The sequence below is a fragment of the Nocardia sp. NPDC004711 genome, assembly GCF_053601595.1.
The window spans coordinates 165,485-182,055 of record NZ_JBSGCB010000001.1 but is presented as its reverse complement, the minus strand read 5'-3'; the positions used below and the strand labels follow the sequence as shown (position 1 = coordinate 182,055).

Genomic DNA, 16,571 nt, shown 5'->3' with positions numbered 1-16,571 from the left:
TCGCGGTTGGATTGCACGAGAGGCAGTTTACCCAATTTTCGGGGGAAATTGGACCCGGGGTCCGTAATGCTGATCACTCAGCGGAGCCGGCGACCGTTAAAGGGGCCAATGACGTGCGCAGATCCGCCGCCTTCGGAACGCCGGAGATACGGAAGCGTTCCAATCCTCGAGAATCCAATCCGAAAGTGGTGGGCAGCGAGAGCACGTTCAGCTCGCGCGCCAGCTCCGGATACGCGTCGATGTCGACCTCGAGATCCAGCGGCGGCAGCTCTGCCGACTCCTGCTCGCCGACCACCGACGCGACCACGCGGCGCACCGCCGCGCACGGGCCGCACCAGTCGGCCGAGAAGTGCAGCACGGTGGGCCGACCCGGGATCACGCCGGCCGCGGTCAGTAGTGCGGCCCGATTCGATTCGGGCTCAGGCGGATTCGCCGCGGCGGCGGCGCGCACGCGACCCTCGTTGCGGCGCACCAGGATTCCCACGCCGGTCGCCAGGACCAGCATGACCACCAGGATCTCGATCGCGATCATTGTTTCTGCAGCCTGTCCAGGTCGACGATCGCATTGCGGCCGGCGCCCTCCACCACGATCTGCCCGCCGCTGGCCTGGACCCGGGTCGGGACGATGCCGAACGGCATGTTCTTGGTGTCGAGGGTACGGGTGAAGCGGGCCAGCACCGCGGGCCGGTCCTGCTCGGGAATGACGATCCGGTCCTGGTCGGGTAGCACCGAATCGGTGTCGGCCTGCAGATCCCGGCCCGAGATGGCGGTGGCGGTGATCCGCACCTCGTCGCCCACCAGCCGCAGATCGGCCAGCACGTGCACCTTCTTCTTCGTCAGCTTCTCGCCGCCGTCGCCGCGCGGATCGGTGACCGCCACGGTGTCGGCGTCCGGGCCGACCGGCACGGTGCCCTCCAGGATGATGGTGCCCCCATTGGTCGTGGGGACACTGCCGGAACCGCCGGAGCCGTCGGACTTGTCGGCGGGCGGGCCGAAGACCTGCAGGTCCGGAATCTTGAACAGCCGGCCCAGCTCGGTCGGCTCGATGCGCATGCGGGCCTGCACCTCGTCCACCGGGACCTGGCCCACATTGCCGTCGATGAGATTGCGCATCGACAGGTGCACGCCCGTCAGATTGGCCTCGACCGTGATCCGGCCGGGAATGTCCGGGCGCATGGCGCGGGCGCGGACGTCGATGTTTCCGTACTGGCCGTCCAGCGCCTGGGCGACGAACGGGTGCCGCAGCGACTCGTGGATGGTGATCTCCGGATCGGCGCTCAGGTCCGAGCCGGTCCGCAGCAGTCGCGAGACGCGGTACTCGGAATACGCCGCTACCCCGAAATCGAGTAGGACGGCCAGCCCTGCCAGGCAGAGCAGTCCGATGAGCAGCCTCCGGAAACGCATAGCTGCACCCTAGTAGGGAGGTGTGTCGTTACCACCCGCCGACGTCCGACTCGGGCCGGTCGCGGCCCGGTGAATGACAGGTGAATCGGAACCGGACCGGACCGAACGGTTGCGACGGCTGCCCGGAATACGAGGGTGTCGGCCGAGACACGCTAATGTAGGCAGCGATTACCTGTGATGACCTGCATGAGGTAGTGGCGGACAGTGCGGTAGCCACACACATGCCAGATGGGATGGAGGGCCCCCATGGAGCTGCTCCTGCTGACCTCCGACCCCAACCCCGAGTCGGTGTTGCCGTCGCTGGCGTTGCTGCCGCACCACGTGCGACCCGCGCCGACCGAGGTGGCATCGCTGCTCGAGGCGGGTTCCGCCGATGTGGCGCTGGTCGATGCCCGCACCGATCTGGCCGCTGCGCGCGGACTGTGCCGTTTGCTGGGCAGCACCGGATCGTCGGTGCCGGTGGTGGCCGTGCTGACCGAGGGCGGTCTGGTCGCGGTGAACGCGGACTGGGGACTCGACGACATCCTGCTGCCCGGCACCGGGCCCGCCGAACTCGACGCCCGGCTGCGCCTGCTGGTAGCCCGCAACGGCGGGGTCGCCAGCCCGGAGAACACCGGCAAGATCACCCTCGGCGAGCTGGTGATCGACGAGGGCACCTACACCGCCCGGCTGCGCGGCCGCCCGCTCGACCTGACCTACAAGGAGTTCGAACTCCTCAAATACCTGGCGCAGCACGCCGGCCGGGTGTTCACCCGTGCCCAGCTGCTGCAGGAGGTCTGGGGCTACGACTTCTTCGGCGGCACCCGCACCGTGGACGTGCACGTACGACGCCTGCGCGCCAAGCTGGGCAGTGAATACGAGTCGCTGATCGGCACGGTCCGCAATGTCGGCTACAAGGCGGTGCGCCCGGCGCGCACGGCCGGCAAGGGCGACGCGGTCACCTTCCCCGACTCCGACGGTACCGACGACTCCGAATTGACCACGGCGAACGGCGCTCTCTGATGACCTCCTGGACCGACCGCCTGCCGGCCGAGACCGCCGCGCAGGTGCGGGCGGTCCTGGAGCGCGCCACCGCGGCCGACGGTGTGGCACCGGTATCCGAACAAGCGGTGCTCTCGCTCGGAAATGATTCGCCCGCACGACATCTGGTGGACATCCGGGACGGCGCGGTCGCCGGGTACGCGAATCTGGTTCCGGCCCATGACGAGCATCCGGCCATGGCGGAGGTCGCCGTGGATCCGGCGGCCCGCGGGAACGGGATCGGCGCAGGTCTGGTGGCCGCCGCACTGGCCGCGGGCGGGCCGGGTGCGCGGGTCTGGGCGCACGGTGACCTGCCGCCCGCGCGGGCCGTGGCGGCCCAGTTGGGCTTGTCCGTTTCGCGTGAATTGTGGCAAATGCGAAGAGAATTCGCTAATTCGGAGCTACCGGAATTGGCGGTGCCCGACGGACTCGAACTGCGCACCTACACAGGGCCTTCCGACGATGCCGAACTACTGCGTGTGAACAGCGCGGCCTTCTCCTGGCATCCCGAACAGGGCGGCTGGACCGAGCGCGATATCGACGCCCGCCGCGCCGAATCCTGGTTCGATCCCAAGGGCCTGTTCATCGCCGTGGATCCGGCGCGGCCGGACCGTGTTCTCGGATTCCACTGGACCAAGGTGCATTCCGACGAGACCCCGCCGATCGGTGAGGTCTACGTGGTCGGCATCGACCCCGATGCGCAGGGGCGCGGCCTCGGCCGGCTGCTGACCCTGGCGGGTCTGCACTATCTGCGGGACCGCGGTCTCGGCGCGGTGCTGCTCTACACCGAGGGCGACAACACCGCGGCCGTCCACACCTACACCCGGCTCGGTTTCACCCGATTCCACATCGACGTCGCTTACTCGAGCGGGTCCTGAAATCCCTTCGGCAACAGTGCGGCTAATGTCACATCCGGTGTGCCACAAAGAGGGTGGGTTGTTCATCTCTCGTTCACCTGTGCTGGTCCAACTGTCAACCACGTGCCCTTACGTTGCAAGTGGGCCGCAGACCGCTGCCCGGTGCGCTAGTTCGCAGCGAACAGCCGCCAGATCGCGCCCGTCCGACCGTTGAGGGGTTGGACGTGCAATCGTGATTCCCGGAGGAATAGGTGAATCTCAAGCGCAGCAGCGCCCTGCTCGGTGTGTTGGCCGCGGCCGGTGCCCTGACTCTGTCCGCGTGTGGCAGTGACAACAACAGCACCGCCAACGGCGCCGCCAAGATCGACGTCGCGTGTGGCGGGAAGACCTCGCTGAAGGCCAGCGGCTCGACCGCCCAGAAGAACGCGATGGACCGCTTCGTCGCCGCCTACCAGGCGAACTGCAGCGGCGCCAAGCTGGACTACACCGGCTCGGGCTCCGGCGCCGGCGTGAACGAATTCATCGGCAACCAGACCGATTTCGCCGGTTCGGACTCGCCGCTGGACAGCGCCAAGGGTGAGACCGACAAGGCCGCCGCCCGCTGCGGCAGCCCGGCCTGGAACCTGCCGGCCGTCTTCGGCCCGATCGCCGTCGCCTACAACATCCCCGGCATGGACGACCTGGTCCTGGACCCGCCGACCCTCGCCAAGATCTTCTCCGGTGACATCACCACCTGGAACGACCCGCAGATCAAGGCCCTGAACACCAACAAGGCCGACAAGCTGCCGTCGGACAAGATCGGCGTGATCTTCCGCTCCGACGAGTCGGGCACCACCGACAACTTCCAGAAGTACCTGACCGCCGCCGGTGGCTACACCAAGGGCGCGGGCAAGGCGTTCAACGGTGGCGTCGGTGAGGGCGCCAAGGGTTCGGACGGCACCTCGGGCGCGGTCGCGAACACCAAGTTCACCATCACCTACACCGAGTGGTCCTTCGCCAAGGCGCAGAAGCTGTCCACCGTGCGCGTGCTGACCACCGCCACCTCCAACGACCCGAAGCCGGTCGAGCTGACCGCCGAGTCCGCGGGCAAGGCCGTCGACGCCGCCAAGGTCAAGGGTGAGGGCAACGACCTGGTGCTGGACAACAGCTCGATCTACAAGCCCACCACCGCGGGCGCGTACCCGATCATGCTGGCCACCTACGAGATCGTCTGCTCGAAGTACAGCGACGCCGACACCGCCAAGGCCGTCAAGGCGTTCCTGACCTCGGCGGTCGGCAACGGCCAGACCGGTCTCGCCGACGCCGGCTACGTGCCGCTGCCGGACGCGTTCAAGACCAAGCTGACGACCGCGATCAACGCCATTCAGTGATCGCCTGATCGAAAAACCACGATGACCGTGCACGACGAAGCTGCATCCTCGGGTCTGTCCGTTTCGACCGACCCGAGGGATGACCGTGCCCAACTGCCGGGGGATACTGCGCTGATGCCGACCGAACCCAGCACCAAACCGGCCGCGGGGCGCGGCGCACCCACGAAGTTCGGCGCGGAGTTCGCGTTCCGCTCGGCGGCCACGGCCGCCGGCGGGATCATCGTCGCCGCCATCGCCCTGATCGCACTGTTCCTGCTGATCCGGGCGTGGCCTTCGATCATGGCGAACAAGGCGAACTTCTTCACCACCACCGAGTTCAACGTCAAGGACGAGAACAACCTGCGCTTCGGCATCAAGGACCTGTTCATGGTCACGGTGCTGAGCTCGGTGTTCGCGCTGGCGATCGCCGTGCCGATCGGTGTGGGCATCGCGCTGTTCCTGACGCAGTATTCGCCGAAGGCGCTCGCACGGCCGTTCTCGATCATCGTGGATCTGCTGGCGGCCGTGCCGTCGATCGTGTTCGGTCTCTGGGGTCTCCTGGTCGTGGCCCCCAAGCTGGGGCCCTTCCAGGACTTCCTGAACCGGAATCTGAACTGGTTGTTCCTGTTCTCCGACGGCAATGTCAGCATCGCCGGTGGCGGCACCATCTTCACCGCCGGTGTGGTGCTGGCGGTGATGATCCTGCCGATCATCACCTCCGTCAGCCGTGAGGTCTTCGGCCTCACCCCGCGCTCGCAGATCGAGGCGGCGCAGGCGCTGGGCGCCACCAAGTGGGAAGTGGTGCGCCTGACCGTGCTGCCGTTCGGCCGCTCGGGCGTGATCGCCGGTTCCATGCTCGGCCTGGGTCGCGCGCTCGGTGAGACCATCGCGGTCCTGATCGTGCTGCGCACCTCGACCAAGGCCGGCCACTGGTCGCTGTTCGACGGCGGCTACACCTTCGCCTCCAAGATCGCCTCGGCCGCTTCGGAATTCAGCTCGAAGCTGCCGACCGGCGCCTACATCGCCGCCGGTTTCGTGTTGTTCGCTCTGACGTTCGTCGTCAACGCACTGGCTCGGCTGGCGGCCGGCGGGAAGGTCAACGGATGACCACCACACTCGACAAGCCGATCAAGGCGCCGACCTTCCGGCATGTCAGCGTCGCCCGCCGGCTCAAGAACAATGTCGCCACCGGCCTGGTCTGGCTGTGCTTCGGCCTGGCCCTGGTGCCGCTGCTCTGGGTGCTGTACGTGGTCTTCCAGAAGGGCGCGAAGGCCGTCGCCAATATCGACTGGTGGACCAAGTCGCAGAACGGTGTGCTGCCCGATCAGCACGCCGGCGGTGTCTACCACGCCATCTACGGCACCATCGTGCAGTCGGGCATCGCCGCGATCATCGCGGTGCCGCTCGGCATCATGGCCGCCGTCTTCCTGGTCGAGTACGGCCGGGGCTGGCTGGCCAAGACCACCACCTTCATGGTGGACATCCTGGCCGGTGTGCCCTCGATCGTGGCCGCGCTGTTCATCTTCGCGCTGTGGATCGCCACCTTCGGCAACCCGCAGAGCGCCTTCGCGGTGTCGCTGGCCCTGGTGCTGCTCATGCTGCCGGTGGTGGTGCGCAGCACCGAGGAGATGCTCAAGCTGGTTCCGGACGAATTGCGGGAAGCCTCTTACGCTCTCGGCATTCCGAAGTGGAAAACCATTGTGCGGATCGTGATTCCGACCGCCGCGCCGGGCATGATCTCGGGCATGCTGCTGGCCGTCGCCCGCGTCATGGGTGAGACCGCGCCGGTGCTGGTGCTGGTCGGTTACTCGAAGGCCATCAACTTCGATGTCTTCAACGGCAATATGGCCTCGCTTCCGCTGCTGATGTACCAGGAGCTGTCGAATCCGGAGCCCGCCGGCCGCGAGCGTATCTGGGGTGCGGCGCTGACCCTGATCCTGATCATCGCGCTGCTGTACCTCGCCGCCGCGGCGGTCAACAAGCTGCTGACGCGGAACCGATAGAAGGAAAGACTGATGGCCAAGCGAATTGACGTCAAAGACCTCAATATCTACTACGGCAAGTTCCATGCGGTCGCCAATGTCGGGCTGACGGTGCTGCCGCGCAGCGTGACCGCGTTCATCGGTCCGTCCGGTTGTGGCAAGTCGACCGTGCTGCGCGCGCTCAACCGCATGCACGAGGTGACCCCGGAGGCCCGCGTCGAGGGCGCGGTGCTGCTCGACGGCGAGGACATCTACGGCGCCCAGGTCGATCCGGTCGGCGTGCGCCGCACCATCGGCATGGTGTTCCAGCGGCCGAACCCGTTCCCCACCATGTCGATTCGCGACAATGTGGTGGCGGGCCTGAAGCTGCAGGGCATTCGCAACAAGTCCCAGCTGGACGAGGTGGCCGAGCAGTCGCTGCGCGGCGCGAACCTCTGGAACGAGGTCAAGGACCGCCTCGACAAGCCGGGCGGCGGCCTGTCCGGTGGTCAGCAGCAGCGTCTGTGCATCGCCCGCGCCATCGCGGTGTCGCCGGACGTGCTGCTCATGGACGAGCCGTGTTCGGCGCTGGACCCCATCTCCACCCTCGCGATCGAGGATCTGATCACCGAGCTGAAGAAGGAGTTCACCATCGTCATCGTCACCCACAACATGCAGCAGGCCGCGCGTGTGAGTGACCAGACTGCGTTCTTCAATCTGGAGGCGCAGGGCAAGCCGGGCAAGCTCATCGAGATCGACGAGACGGAGAAGATCTTCTCCAACCCGTCGCAGAAGCAGACCGAGGACTACATCTCGGGTCGCTTCGGCTAGAAAACAGACTCGCCCGCCTCTCCGTGCCTTCAGCGCACGGCTGAGAGCCGTGGGCGGTCGTGTACGCGTGCCGCCGGTTGGTCGCCGAACCAATTCACGGGGTACCCGGGGAGTTACCCCGGTCGGCATGAAATCAGTTGTCACGAACCATTCGGCGTCAGGAAGCGGTCCGGCTGGTGCAGGCTGGGCCGCTTCTTCTTTTGTCGTGGCTCAGGCCGGAACGTGTCGTAGGTCATATCTCCTGAGCGTGCCATTGTGTGCAACTGTCGGTAACAGTTAGCCTGACCCCGTTGGTAAACCGATCGGTTTAGTAAGGAGGTGTCGGATGACCGTCTCAACGGCGAGCCCGGGATCCGGACAGGCCGCGGCGGAACTGCCGCAGCGGGCCAAGGTGGCGGCCCTGATCGCCATCTGTCTCGCGGAATTGCTGGTGGTCCTGGACAACACGCTGGTCAATGTGGCCCTGCCGTCCATGGCCGTACAGCTGCAGGCCGACATGAGCGGCCTGCAATGGATCGTGGACGCGTTCACCCTGGCCTTCTCCGGCCTGCTGCTCGCCATGGGACACCTCGGCGACCGGTTCGGGCGACGGCTGTTCATGATCATCGGACTCGGCGGCGTCGCGGTCATGTCCGCGGCCGGCGCACTCTCCTCCGGCCTCGGCCAGGTCATCGCGGCGCGCGCCGGCATGGGCGTGTTCGCGGCCGTGGTCTTCCCGGCCACGCTGGCGCTCATCACCAATATCTTCACCGCGGCCCGCGAACGCGCCGCCGCCATCGCGCTGTGGACGGCCATGGCCGGCATCGCCGTCGCCATCGGCCCGACCGTGGGCGGCTGGCTGCTCGAGTACTTCTCCTGGCACTCGGTGTTCTGGATCAATGTCCCCGTGGCGCTGGTGGGTATCGGGGCGGTGCTGGCCACCGTGCCGGAATCTCGTGCCGACCAGGTGGATCGGCTCGACCGGATCGGCATCCTGCTGTCCCTGGCCGGGGTGACCGCGCTGGTGCGGTCCATCATCGAGGCCCCCAAGCACGGCTGGTTCGCGACCGAAAGCCTTGCGGGCTACCTGCTTTCGATCGCCCTGCTGGCCGCGTTCGTGGGCTGGGAGCTGCGGGTGCCCGCACCGGTACTGAACATGCGGCTGTTCCGCAATCGCCGCTTCGCGCTACCGTCGCTGGCCATCACGGTGTCCTACTTCTCGGCGTTCGGCTTCCTGTTCCTGATCACCCAGTACTTCCAGGGCGTGAAGGAGCTCTCGCCGCTCGAATTCGGCATCCACTCACTGCCTTTCGCGGTGGCGGTGGGCTTCGGCGCGCCCATCGCGACCATGCTGGCGCAGCGGGTGGGCACCACGGCCATGCTGGTGTCCGGGCTGCTGATCCTGGCGGTGGCCATGTACATCGCGGGCCGGACCACCGTCGAAACCCCTTATCTGGGACCGGTTGTGGTGTCCATGATCCTGATGGGCCTGGGCTTCGCGGTGGTGCAGGGGCCGGCGACCGAATCGATCATGGGCGCGGTGCCGCTCGAGGAGGCGGGGGCGGGCTCGGCGGTCAACGACACCACGCGTGAGGTGGGCGGCGCGCTCGGGGTGGCCCTGCTGGGCTCGATCATGACCTCGGTCTACGCCGGGAAGATCGGCGGCCGGATCGACGCGATTCCCGCGCAGATCATGAACACGCAGCAGAAGGAACTGGCGGGCAATACGCCCATCAGCATCATCGGGATCGTGAAGGCGCCGGTGAATCCGCTACTGGCGCAGGCGAAGGCGGACCTGATCCACGCCATGAAGGTCGCGGCCATGCAGGGCGCCGAGGCCGCGTCCTATGTCGCGGTCGGCACCCTGGTGGTGTGCGCGGTCATCGTGGCCGCGACGCTCCCGTGGCGCCCCGAACGGGGTCGATCGATCCTGATGGGCTGGCGCGAGTCCGGCGAGGACTGACCCGCACCGAATCGAGGGAGTTCCGGGTCGCCCCGTAACTCCCTCGCTCGTCGTCCTAGATGCTTTCCTTCTCGGAATCCGGGTCGGGCGGCAGCACGCCGGTGACCAGGAACACCACGCGACGCCCGATTTCGACGGCGTGGTCGGCGAAGCGCTCGTAGTAGCGGCCCAGCAGCGCCACATCCACGGCCGCCGCCACGCCGAACTGCCAGTCGCGGTCCATGATCAGCGTGAACAGGTGCTTGCGCAGGTCGTCCATCGCCTCGTCGTCGTCGGTGAGCTTGGCGGCCCGCTCGGGATCGCGGGACTCCAGCACCTCCTTGGCGGTGGCGCCCATCTTGACCGCGACCCGGCCCATCTCGGCGAAGTAGCTGTTGACGGCCTCCGGCACGGCGTGCGCCGGGAAGCGCCGCCGGGTCATCTTGGCCACGTGCAGCGCCAGCACGCCCATCCGGTTCACATCGGCGACGATCTGAATGGCGCTGACCACCTGCCGCAGATCACCGGCGACGGGGGCCTGCAGGGCCAGCAGCGCGAAGGCCTTCTCCTCGGCGAGCTGGATCATCTCGGCGATGCGGTCGTATTCGGTGATCACCTGCTCCGCGAGCTCGAGATCGGCGGTGAGCAGGGACTGGGTGGCCCGCTCCATCGCCGATCCGGCGAGCCCGGCCATGCCGCCGAGCAGATCGGCGAGCTCGGCCATTTGTTCGTTGTAGATGACACGCATGATTCAAGACATTAGTGCGGACCGCTGACCAAGTCACCAACTGCGGGTTAACCGTCGGTGCCGGTCGGTTCCAGCGCCGATGCCGCAGTTCCGGCCAGCGGGACGCGCGGTCACTTACACAGGTCGTCGGCGGCGTTGACGTGCTCGAGATCGGACGGAAGTGTGACCGGAGCCGCACTGGGTCCGCCGGAGTCGCTCGGTGTGTCGGGCAGCGGCTGCCCGAAGGCGGTGGGCGCCTTCACGGTGCCGGTGAAATCGGATCCGGCGACCACTTCGACAATGCTGCCCAGCCCGCCCGCCGGTTCCAGGATGGCGCCCGGAATGGCGCTGGCCACCGTCCCGGCCTCGGCCTCGTGGCCGCTGGAATAGCGGACCTTGGTCCTGGGTGAGGTGCCGTCGGCGTAGTTGCCGGTGCTGTAGATCTGGAAGCCCTGCGCGGCCAGCTTGGTCGCCGTGGTGCTCGCGATGCCCGCCTGGCCCGAGCCGTTGGACACCTGCACCGAGAAGGTGCTCGGATCCACCGCAGCCAGCTTGGGCTTGGCCACGGGCGCGGCGCTGGCGCTGGGCGGCGGGTCGGTCTGCTTCTCGCCGGGCAGCGGCTGGTCGTCGATGATGGCGCGGAAGATGGCCTTGATATCCGATTCGCGCGGGATCTCGTTGCCGTAGGAGGTGGTGCCCGCGGTGGGGACGGTCAGGAAGGTGATGGCCCCGGCCTGCATCTTCTGCATCGAACGGCCCAGTGTCAGCAGGTCTTTGGTGGTGACGTTGTCCATGAAGGAGTGCTTGGCGAAGGCATCGATGAAGCCGTTGAGCTTGCCCGGATCGAAGAGCACCTTGCTCGACAGCGCACTGCGCAGCAGCGAGGACAGGAACCGCTGCTGCCGGTTGATGCGGTCGTAGTCGCTGCGTTCCTCGCCGTACACGTGCCGGGCGCGCACGTAGTCCAGTGCGGTGGAGCCGTTCACGACCTGCTTGCCCGGCGTGGTGAGCACGGTGCCGAGGATCTCGTCGACCAGCGGCTTGGTGGTGCACACCTCGACGCCGCCGACCACGTTGACCATGGATTCGAAGCCGGAGAAGTCGATGCCGACGAAGTGGTTGATCTTCAGGCCGGACAGTTTGGTGATCACCTTGGTCAGGCACTTGGGCCCGCCGAGGGCGTAGGTGGCATTGAGCTTGTCGCCGTCGGCGGCGGGGAACTTCTCGCTGCTGTAGGCGGCCTTGTCGTTGTCCCAGCCCTCGCAGACCGGGCGGGAGACGTCCAGGTCGCGGGGAAAGGAGACGGCGACCACGCGGGACCGGTTGGCCGGGATGTTGACCAGCATGACGGTGTCGGAGCGTGCGCCCTCGGCGTCGTCCACGCTGCCCGCGCCGAGGCTGCCGTTGGCGCCGGCGCGGGTGTCGGTGCCGACGATGAGGAAATTCTCGTCACCGGTCTGGCCGTCGGCGTCGACGACGTCGGGTGAGTTGTCGTCGAGTGCGGAAACCTGCTGGAAATTGTTGTCCTTGGCGCGCAGGTAGCTCCAGCCGGTGCCGGTCACGATGAGCGCGATGACGGCGACGAGGGCGAGCGTGGCGCGGCCGGCCAGCTGCAGCCGCCGGTTGCGGCGGCGGCGCGTGCTCGAAACCCATTTGGCCGGTGCGGGTCCCACGGCTGCCGGGAGCGCGGTGGTCGGATAGTCGGCGGGCGACTTGACCTTTCGCGCGAGCAGCGCCCGGGCGCGGGCGGCCGCGCCGGGTGCGGCCGGTGGCGGCGCGGTATCGGTGACCGGGGGTAGTTCGACGGTGACCGGATCCGCGGTCGGGTCGGCCGGGCGCGCGCCGCGATTGCCGGGTGCGTTCGCGACCCGGCGTAGGTGGCTGGTGTCGCGCACAGTGCGCCGGGACCCGGTGTTCACCGCGGGCTGCGCGCCGGTCGAGGCCGTCGGCTGTGATCCGGTGGCGGGCACGGGAGCCGGTGGGGCTGCCGGTTGCGGCGGCACGGGTGCCGAGCCGTTCGGCCGGGGGGTTTCGCGGCTCGCCTCGGCTTCGGGTTCGTTCGGAGTCTCCGGTTCGGCGCGGCGCCGGCGGCGGGTCTGGCGTTCGCTGTCCACGCGCTCGACCAGGTCCTGGACCGAAATGGGTGCGGCGGCAGCGGGTTCGGCGTCGTCGGTGTGCCGGGAGCGGCGGCCGGTGCGCGCCGGATCGTCCCCGTCCGCGGGGTAGCGCTCCCAGGGGGCGCGACCTCCGGGTCGTGGCGTACGCCCGTACCGATCGTCACCCACCAACGAACCTCACTTTGCTCTTGATGCCGAGGGCCATGATAACGATTTCGCCACGACGAACCACTCGAACGTATGTCCACCGCAGGTGGGGCCGTTTTTCTCCGCTTTGTCGGGTATGTCGCACACCCGGGTGGGCACGCTTCGCAAAGTGTGACAGGGAGTCACCGCAACGCCCGGGAGCTGCGCCGGGTGGTGATCGGATCGAACTCGAAACAGGGAGCGATCAGCCGCCGCCGTAGCTGACTCAGCCGCCGCTGTGCATGACGTCGGCCGCGGTGGGCACGGTCGCGTCCTCGGGATCGTCGAGCCAGCCGTCGGGCAGGGCCACCTTGGTCTGCGGGGAACCCTGGCGCCCGCGCGGGCCGAGCGCGTCGGCCGGGAACGGCACGTCCGGCTCCAGCTGCCCGACCAGATCCGCGATCTGCGCCAGGCTGGTCACGGTGGCGAACTGCCGGCGCAGCGCCGACCCCACCGGGAAGCCCATCAGGTACCAGGCCATGTGCTTGCGGATATCGCGCATGGCCTTGTCCTCGCCGTCGTGCTCGACGAGCAGCGCGGCGTGCCGGTAGAGGATCTCGCCGACCTTGCCGAGGGTGGGGCCCTCCGGAATCGGCTCGCCGCGCAGGGCGGCGCTCAGCTCCGCGAACAGCCAGGGCCGGCCCAGGCAGCCGCGGCCCACGACAACGCCGTCGCAGCCGGTCTCGGCCATCATGCGCAGGGCGTCGTCGGCGGTGAAGATATCGCCGTTGCCCAGCACCGGGATGCTGGTCACGGTCTCCTTGAGCCGGGCGATGGCGGACCAGTCCGCCTGCCCGGAGTACAGCTGCGCGGCCGTGCGGGCGTGCAGCGAAACCGCCGCGGCGCCTTCGGCTTCGGCGATGCGGCCGGTGTCGAGGTAGGTGTGGTGCTCGTCGTCGATGCCGATGCGGAACTTGAAGGTGACCGGCACATCGCCTGCGGCCGCGACCATTTCGCGCACGATCTCGCGGAACAGCCGCCGCTTGTAGGGCAGCGCCGACCCGCCGCCGAGGCGGGTGACCTTGCGCACCGGGCAGCCCAGGTTCATGTCGATGTGGTCGGCCCAGCCTTCGCCGACGACGATGCGCACCGCCTCGCCCAGGGTCTTGGGGTCGACACCGTAGAGCTGCATGGACCGCGGCGACTCGTCCGGCCCGAAGGCCATCATGTTCAGCGTCTTCTCGTTGCGCTCCACGATGGCGCGGGCGGTGATCATCTCGCACACGTACAGCGAAGTGGCGCTGCCGAATTCGCGGCACAGGGTGCGGAAGGCGACATTGGTGATGCCCGCCATCGGGGCCAGCACGACCGGCGGATCGAGCGGGTAGGGCCCGATCCGCAGCTCGGTCTTGGGGGCTTCGAGCGAGGCAGTCACGTCGTCCAGTCTCTCATCCGTGCGCTCGCGGCCAGAGCCGCGTACCGCCTGCAGTGCCCCCGGTCACACGGGTCACCACATGCGCAGGCCGCGGCGGCGCACCACGGCGACCGCGAGCACCGTGCCGACCAGCCACACCGTGAGCCCGACCCCGAGGTGGATCGCACTGCGCAGGTCGCCCGGCATCGCGCGGCCCAGGTGGTAGCCGAGGATGGCGCGCTGCTCGCCGTCGATCGGCGCGACGAAGTAGTAGAGCCCGTACGGTAGGACCAGGTGGGTCAGCCAGGGCAGCGTGCTGCGCCAGTCCCGGCGGGCCGCCCAGCGCTGCCCGAGCGCGCGGGGCGGCACCGCGAGCAGCGCCGACACGACATTGCCCACCCCGAGCCAGGCCAGGATCGGCAGCGCCACATCGGCGACCGAAACCCCGGCACGCTGCATCGGATACGCGCTGGTCTTGGCGGTGAGGACGGCCGTGGCCAGCAGCGTCGGCAGTCCCACGATGATCAGCAGCGCGAGGTTCTTGACCACCAGGATGCGCTGCACCGGCACCCCGGCCGCCAGGCTCAGCCGGGTCCGGTCGGCGTCCACGCCGAGCACATTCGTGGTGGTGACGTCGGCGAGCACGAAGGTCGCGAAGTAGACGCCGACCAGCACCACCCAGCCGTGCTTGTGCAGGGTGAGCGGCGAGATCAGCAGAAAGAGCCCGGACAGCACCACATTCGCGCCGACCCCCTCGAGCCACAGCGCGGGCGGGGTGAACGACCAGCGCACCTCGCCCGCGACCTGCCGCCACAGCGGCCGTCCGGGCTCGATCGGGCTGGGGGCGGGATGCCGGCGCTCGGTATGGAATTGGGTGAGCGCGCGTTCCCGCACGGCCAGCAGGGTGCCGCGCATCGGTTCAGTCCAACGAGTCGACAAAGTCACCTATCCGGGCGGCCACGGCGCCGGGCAGCCGTCGTGGCAGATGGTGGCCACCCCCACTGATCAGATCGATTCGGGCACAAGGCAACTGCTCGCACAGTGCGTGGGAGGTGGAGATCGGCACGACCTTATCGGCGGGGTCGGCGAGGATCAAGGCCGGCACGCGGATGTCCGCGAGCCGCGCTGTCCACCGGTCCAGCGTGTCGAACATTTCCCGCTGTTCGGTCAGGAAACTGCGCCACACCGGACCGTGCCGGTGGTGCACGCCGGCGAGCAGCGCGAGCGCGGTCCCGGCGGCGGTCCCGGCCGGGCTGTGCTCGAGGCCCTTGCGCGCCAGCCACGGCAGCACCGACCACGCGGTCAGTGCGAGTGCGGTGCCGGCGTACGGTGCGGCGAGCAGTTCGTCCCAGGCGGTCAGGCAGCCCGGCCCCACGCTGGAGACCAGTACCAATCCGCGCACCCGGTGCGGCGCGAGCGTCGCGGCCGCCAGCGCGACCGCCCCGCCGTACGAATGTCCGGCCAGGACGGCACTGTCGATGCCCTCGTGGTCGAGCCGGTCGAGCAGCCAGCGGGCATTGTCCTCGATGGATCCCGCCGGTTCCGGATTGTCACCGTATCCGGGGCGGTCCAAGGCCAGCGCGGTGAGCGATCCCGGCAGCCGGGCGGTCACCGCGTCCCAGTCGGACCGATCGCCCGGTTGCCCGTGCAGCAGCACCACATTCGCCGTGCGGACCCGGGTGTCGAGGCTCATGCAGTCATGATCGGGCCCGCGGGCCCGGATCGGCTGCGGAATCCCGGTGAGCTTGCTGTGAGTCGCGCGCAGGGCGCGAAACGGCCCCTCCGGATCGAAATCCGGAGGGGCCGTGGCTTATTCGCTCGAGGGTCCGGGCCGCAGCCGCAGTCGCTAGCTGCCGGTGGCGGCCAGCTCCTTCTCGCGCTTGGCGGCCTCACGGGCCAGCATGCGGTCGCGCTGCTCCTCGAACTTCACGACGTCCTTGCCCAGCCTCTCGAGGAAGGTGCCCAGGCGCTCCCGGATCTCCTCGCCGCGCGCGGTGAAGTCGTCGCGCTCGAAGATCCGCCACTTCTTGAGCACCGGGTTCACCACCTCTTCGAGGTGCTGGCGCAGGTCGTAGATGCCGTGCTTGGCCATCAGCACGCCGTTGCGGCGGAAGTTGGGCATACCGGCGCCGGGCATCTGGAAGTTCTCCAGGATGAGGGTGATGGCCTCGAGGGTCTGGTCGGGCGACAGGTCGAGGGCAGCACCGCACATGTTGCGGTAGAAGATCATGTGCAGGTTCTCGTCGGCGGCGATGCGCTGCAGCATGCGGTCGGCGATCGGGTCGTCGCAGACGCGGCCGGTGTTGCGGTGCGAGACGCGGGTGGCCAGCTCCTGGAAGGTCACGTACGCGACCGAGTAGAGGAATCCGGCATTGTTCGACAGCTGCTCGAGTTCCTCGGTGGGCGAGGCGAACCCGTTGGTCATGTGGATCATGCGGGCCTGCTCGAGGGCGACCGGGTCGACGCCGCGGGTCACGACCAGGTAGTCGCGCATGACGATGCCGTGCCGGTTCTCCTCGGCGGTCCAGCGACCGACCCAGGTGCCCCAGGCCCCGTCCTGCGAGAAGTTCTCGGCGATCTCACGGTGGTAGGACGGCAGATTGTCCTCGGTGAGCAGGTTGGTGATCATGGCCGCCTTGGCGACCTCGTTCAGTTTCGACTGTTCCGGATCCCAGTCGACACCACCCATGGCGGCGAAGTTTCGACCTTCGTCCCACGGCACGTAGTCGTGCGGGTGCCATTCCTTGGCCAGGGAGAGGTGGCGATTGACGTTCTCCTCGGCAACCGGCTCCAACTCCGTCAGCAGCTCGAGTTGAGTCAGATCCTTTGCCATACGTGTGCCCT

General features: G+C 68.2%; 15 protein-coding genes. 7 read left to right on the top strand and 8 right to left on the bottom strand.

The window, feature by feature from the left end:
- Nucleotides 1-73: 73 nt before the first annotated feature.
- The gene (locus tag ACWEKS_RS00860; protein ID WP_452338193.1) at nt 74-532 is read right to left on the bottom strand and encodes a thioredoxin family protein; all 459 of its coding nucleotides are present in this window, start codon (nt 530-532) and stop codon (nt 74-76) included.
- Nucleotides 529-1,404, bottom strand: coding sequence for an LmeA family phospholipid-binding protein (locus ACWEKS_RS00855; RefSeq protein WP_452338192.1), 876 nt, complete (start codon nt 1,402-1,404; stop codon nt 529-531). The genes ACWEKS_RS00860 and ACWEKS_RS00855 overlap by 4 nt, the downstream gene beginning before the upstream one ends.
- 246 nt (nt 1,405-1,650) lie before the next feature.
- Here ACWEKS_RS00855 and ACWEKS_RS00850 point away from each other — a divergent pair, with 246 nt between their 5' ends.
- The 7 genes from ACWEKS_RS00850 to ACWEKS_RS00820 all read left to right on the top strand — a co-directional run bounded on the left by ACWEKS_RS00850 (nt 1,651) and on the right by ACWEKS_RS00820 (nt 9,364).
- Nucleotides 1,651-2,406 carry a winged helix-turn-helix transcriptional regulator gene (locus tag ACWEKS_RS00850; protein ID WP_040854884.1) on the top strand — a complete coding sequence of 252 codons (756 nt, stop codon included), beginning with the start codon at nt 1,651-1,653 and terminating at the stop codon, nt 2,404-2,406.
- Complete coding sequence (gene mshD, locus ACWEKS_RS00845; RefSeq protein WP_452338191.1) at nt 2,406-3,302, top strand: mycothiol synthase; 897 nt, start codon at nt 2,406-2,408, stop codon at nt 3,300-3,302. Before ACWEKS_RS00850 ends, mshD begins: the two co-directional genes overlap by 1 nt.
- A 230-nt stretch (nt 3,303-3,532) precedes the next feature.
- Nucleotides 3,533-4,651 carry a phosphate ABC transporter substrate-binding protein PstS gene (gene pstS, locus ACWEKS_RS00840; protein WP_452338190.1) on the top strand — a complete coding sequence of 373 codons (1,119 nt, stop codon included), beginning with the start codon at nt 3,533-3,535 and terminating at the stop codon, nt 4,649-4,651.
- A 114-nt stretch (nt 4,652-4,765) separates the two neighbouring features.
- The gene (gene pstC / locus ACWEKS_RS00835) at nt 4,766-5,737 is read left to right on the top strand and encodes a phosphate ABC transporter permease subunit PstC (protein ID WP_364606018.1); all 972 of its coding nucleotides are present in this window, start codon (nt 4,766-4,768) and stop codon (nt 5,735-5,737) included.
- Nucleotides 5,734-6,633: a phosphate ABC transporter permease PstA gene (gene pstA, locus ACWEKS_RS00830; protein WP_452338189.1), complete on the top strand. Its 900-nt coding sequence runs from the start codon at nt 5,734-5,736 to the stop codon at nt 6,631-6,633. The genes pstC and pstA overlap by 4 nt, the downstream gene beginning before the upstream one ends.
- Nucleotides 6,634-6,645: 12 nt before the next feature.
- Nucleotides 6,646-7,422, top strand: coding sequence for a phosphate ABC transporter ATP-binding protein PstB (gene pstB / locus ACWEKS_RS00825; RefSeq protein ID WP_040854892.1), 777 nt, complete (start codon nt 6,646-6,648; stop codon nt 7,420-7,422).
- 325 nt (nt 7,423-7,747) lie between these two features.
- Complete coding sequence (locus ACWEKS_RS00820) at nt 7,748-9,364, top strand: MFS transporter (protein ID WP_452338188.1); 1,617 nt, start codon at nt 7,748-7,750, stop codon at nt 9,362-9,364.
- Nucleotides 9,365-9,419: 55 nt separating this feature from the next.
- Here the strand turns inward: ACWEKS_RS00820 and phoU are convergent, their stop codons facing one another.
- From phoU to ACWEKS_RS00790, 6 genes are all read right to left on the bottom strand, one after another.
- Nucleotides 9,420-10,091, bottom strand: coding sequence for a phosphate signaling complex protein PhoU (gene phoU / locus ACWEKS_RS00815; protein WP_354830957.1), 672 nt, complete (start codon nt 10,089-10,091; stop codon nt 9,420-9,422).
- Between the two features lie 110 nt (nt 10,092-10,201).
- Nucleotides 10,202-12,355, bottom strand: coding sequence for an LCP family protein (locus ACWEKS_RS00810; protein ID WP_452338187.1), 2,154 nt, complete (start codon nt 12,353-12,355; stop codon nt 10,202-10,204).
- Nucleotides 12,356-12,599: 244 nt separating this feature from the next.
- Nucleotides 12,600-13,748 carry a tRNA dihydrouridine synthase DusB gene (gene dusB / locus ACWEKS_RS00805; protein ID WP_379435788.1) on the bottom strand — a complete coding sequence of 383 codons (1,149 nt, stop codon included), beginning with the start codon at nt 13,746-13,748 and terminating at the stop codon, nt 12,600-12,602.
- 72 nt (nt 13,749-13,820) lie between these two features.
- The gene (locus tag ACWEKS_RS00800; protein ID WP_452338186.1) at nt 13,821-14,642 is read right to left on the bottom strand and encodes a hypothetical protein; all 822 of its coding nucleotides are present in this window, start codon (nt 14,640-14,642) and stop codon (nt 13,821-13,823) included.
- Between the two features lie 4 nt (nt 14,643-14,646).
- Nucleotides 14,647-15,420 carry an alpha/beta fold hydrolase gene (locus tag ACWEKS_RS00795; protein ID WP_452338185.1) on the bottom strand — a complete coding sequence of 258 codons (774 nt, stop codon included), beginning with the start codon at nt 15,418-15,420 and terminating at the stop codon, nt 14,647-14,649.
- A 153-nt stretch (nt 15,421-15,573) separates the two neighbouring features.
- Complete coding sequence (locus ACWEKS_RS00790; protein ID WP_452338184.1) at nt 15,574-16,560, bottom strand: acyl-ACP desaturase; 987 nt, start codon at nt 16,558-16,560, stop codon at nt 15,574-15,576.
- Between the last annotated feature and the right edge of the window lie 11 nt (nt 16,561-16,571).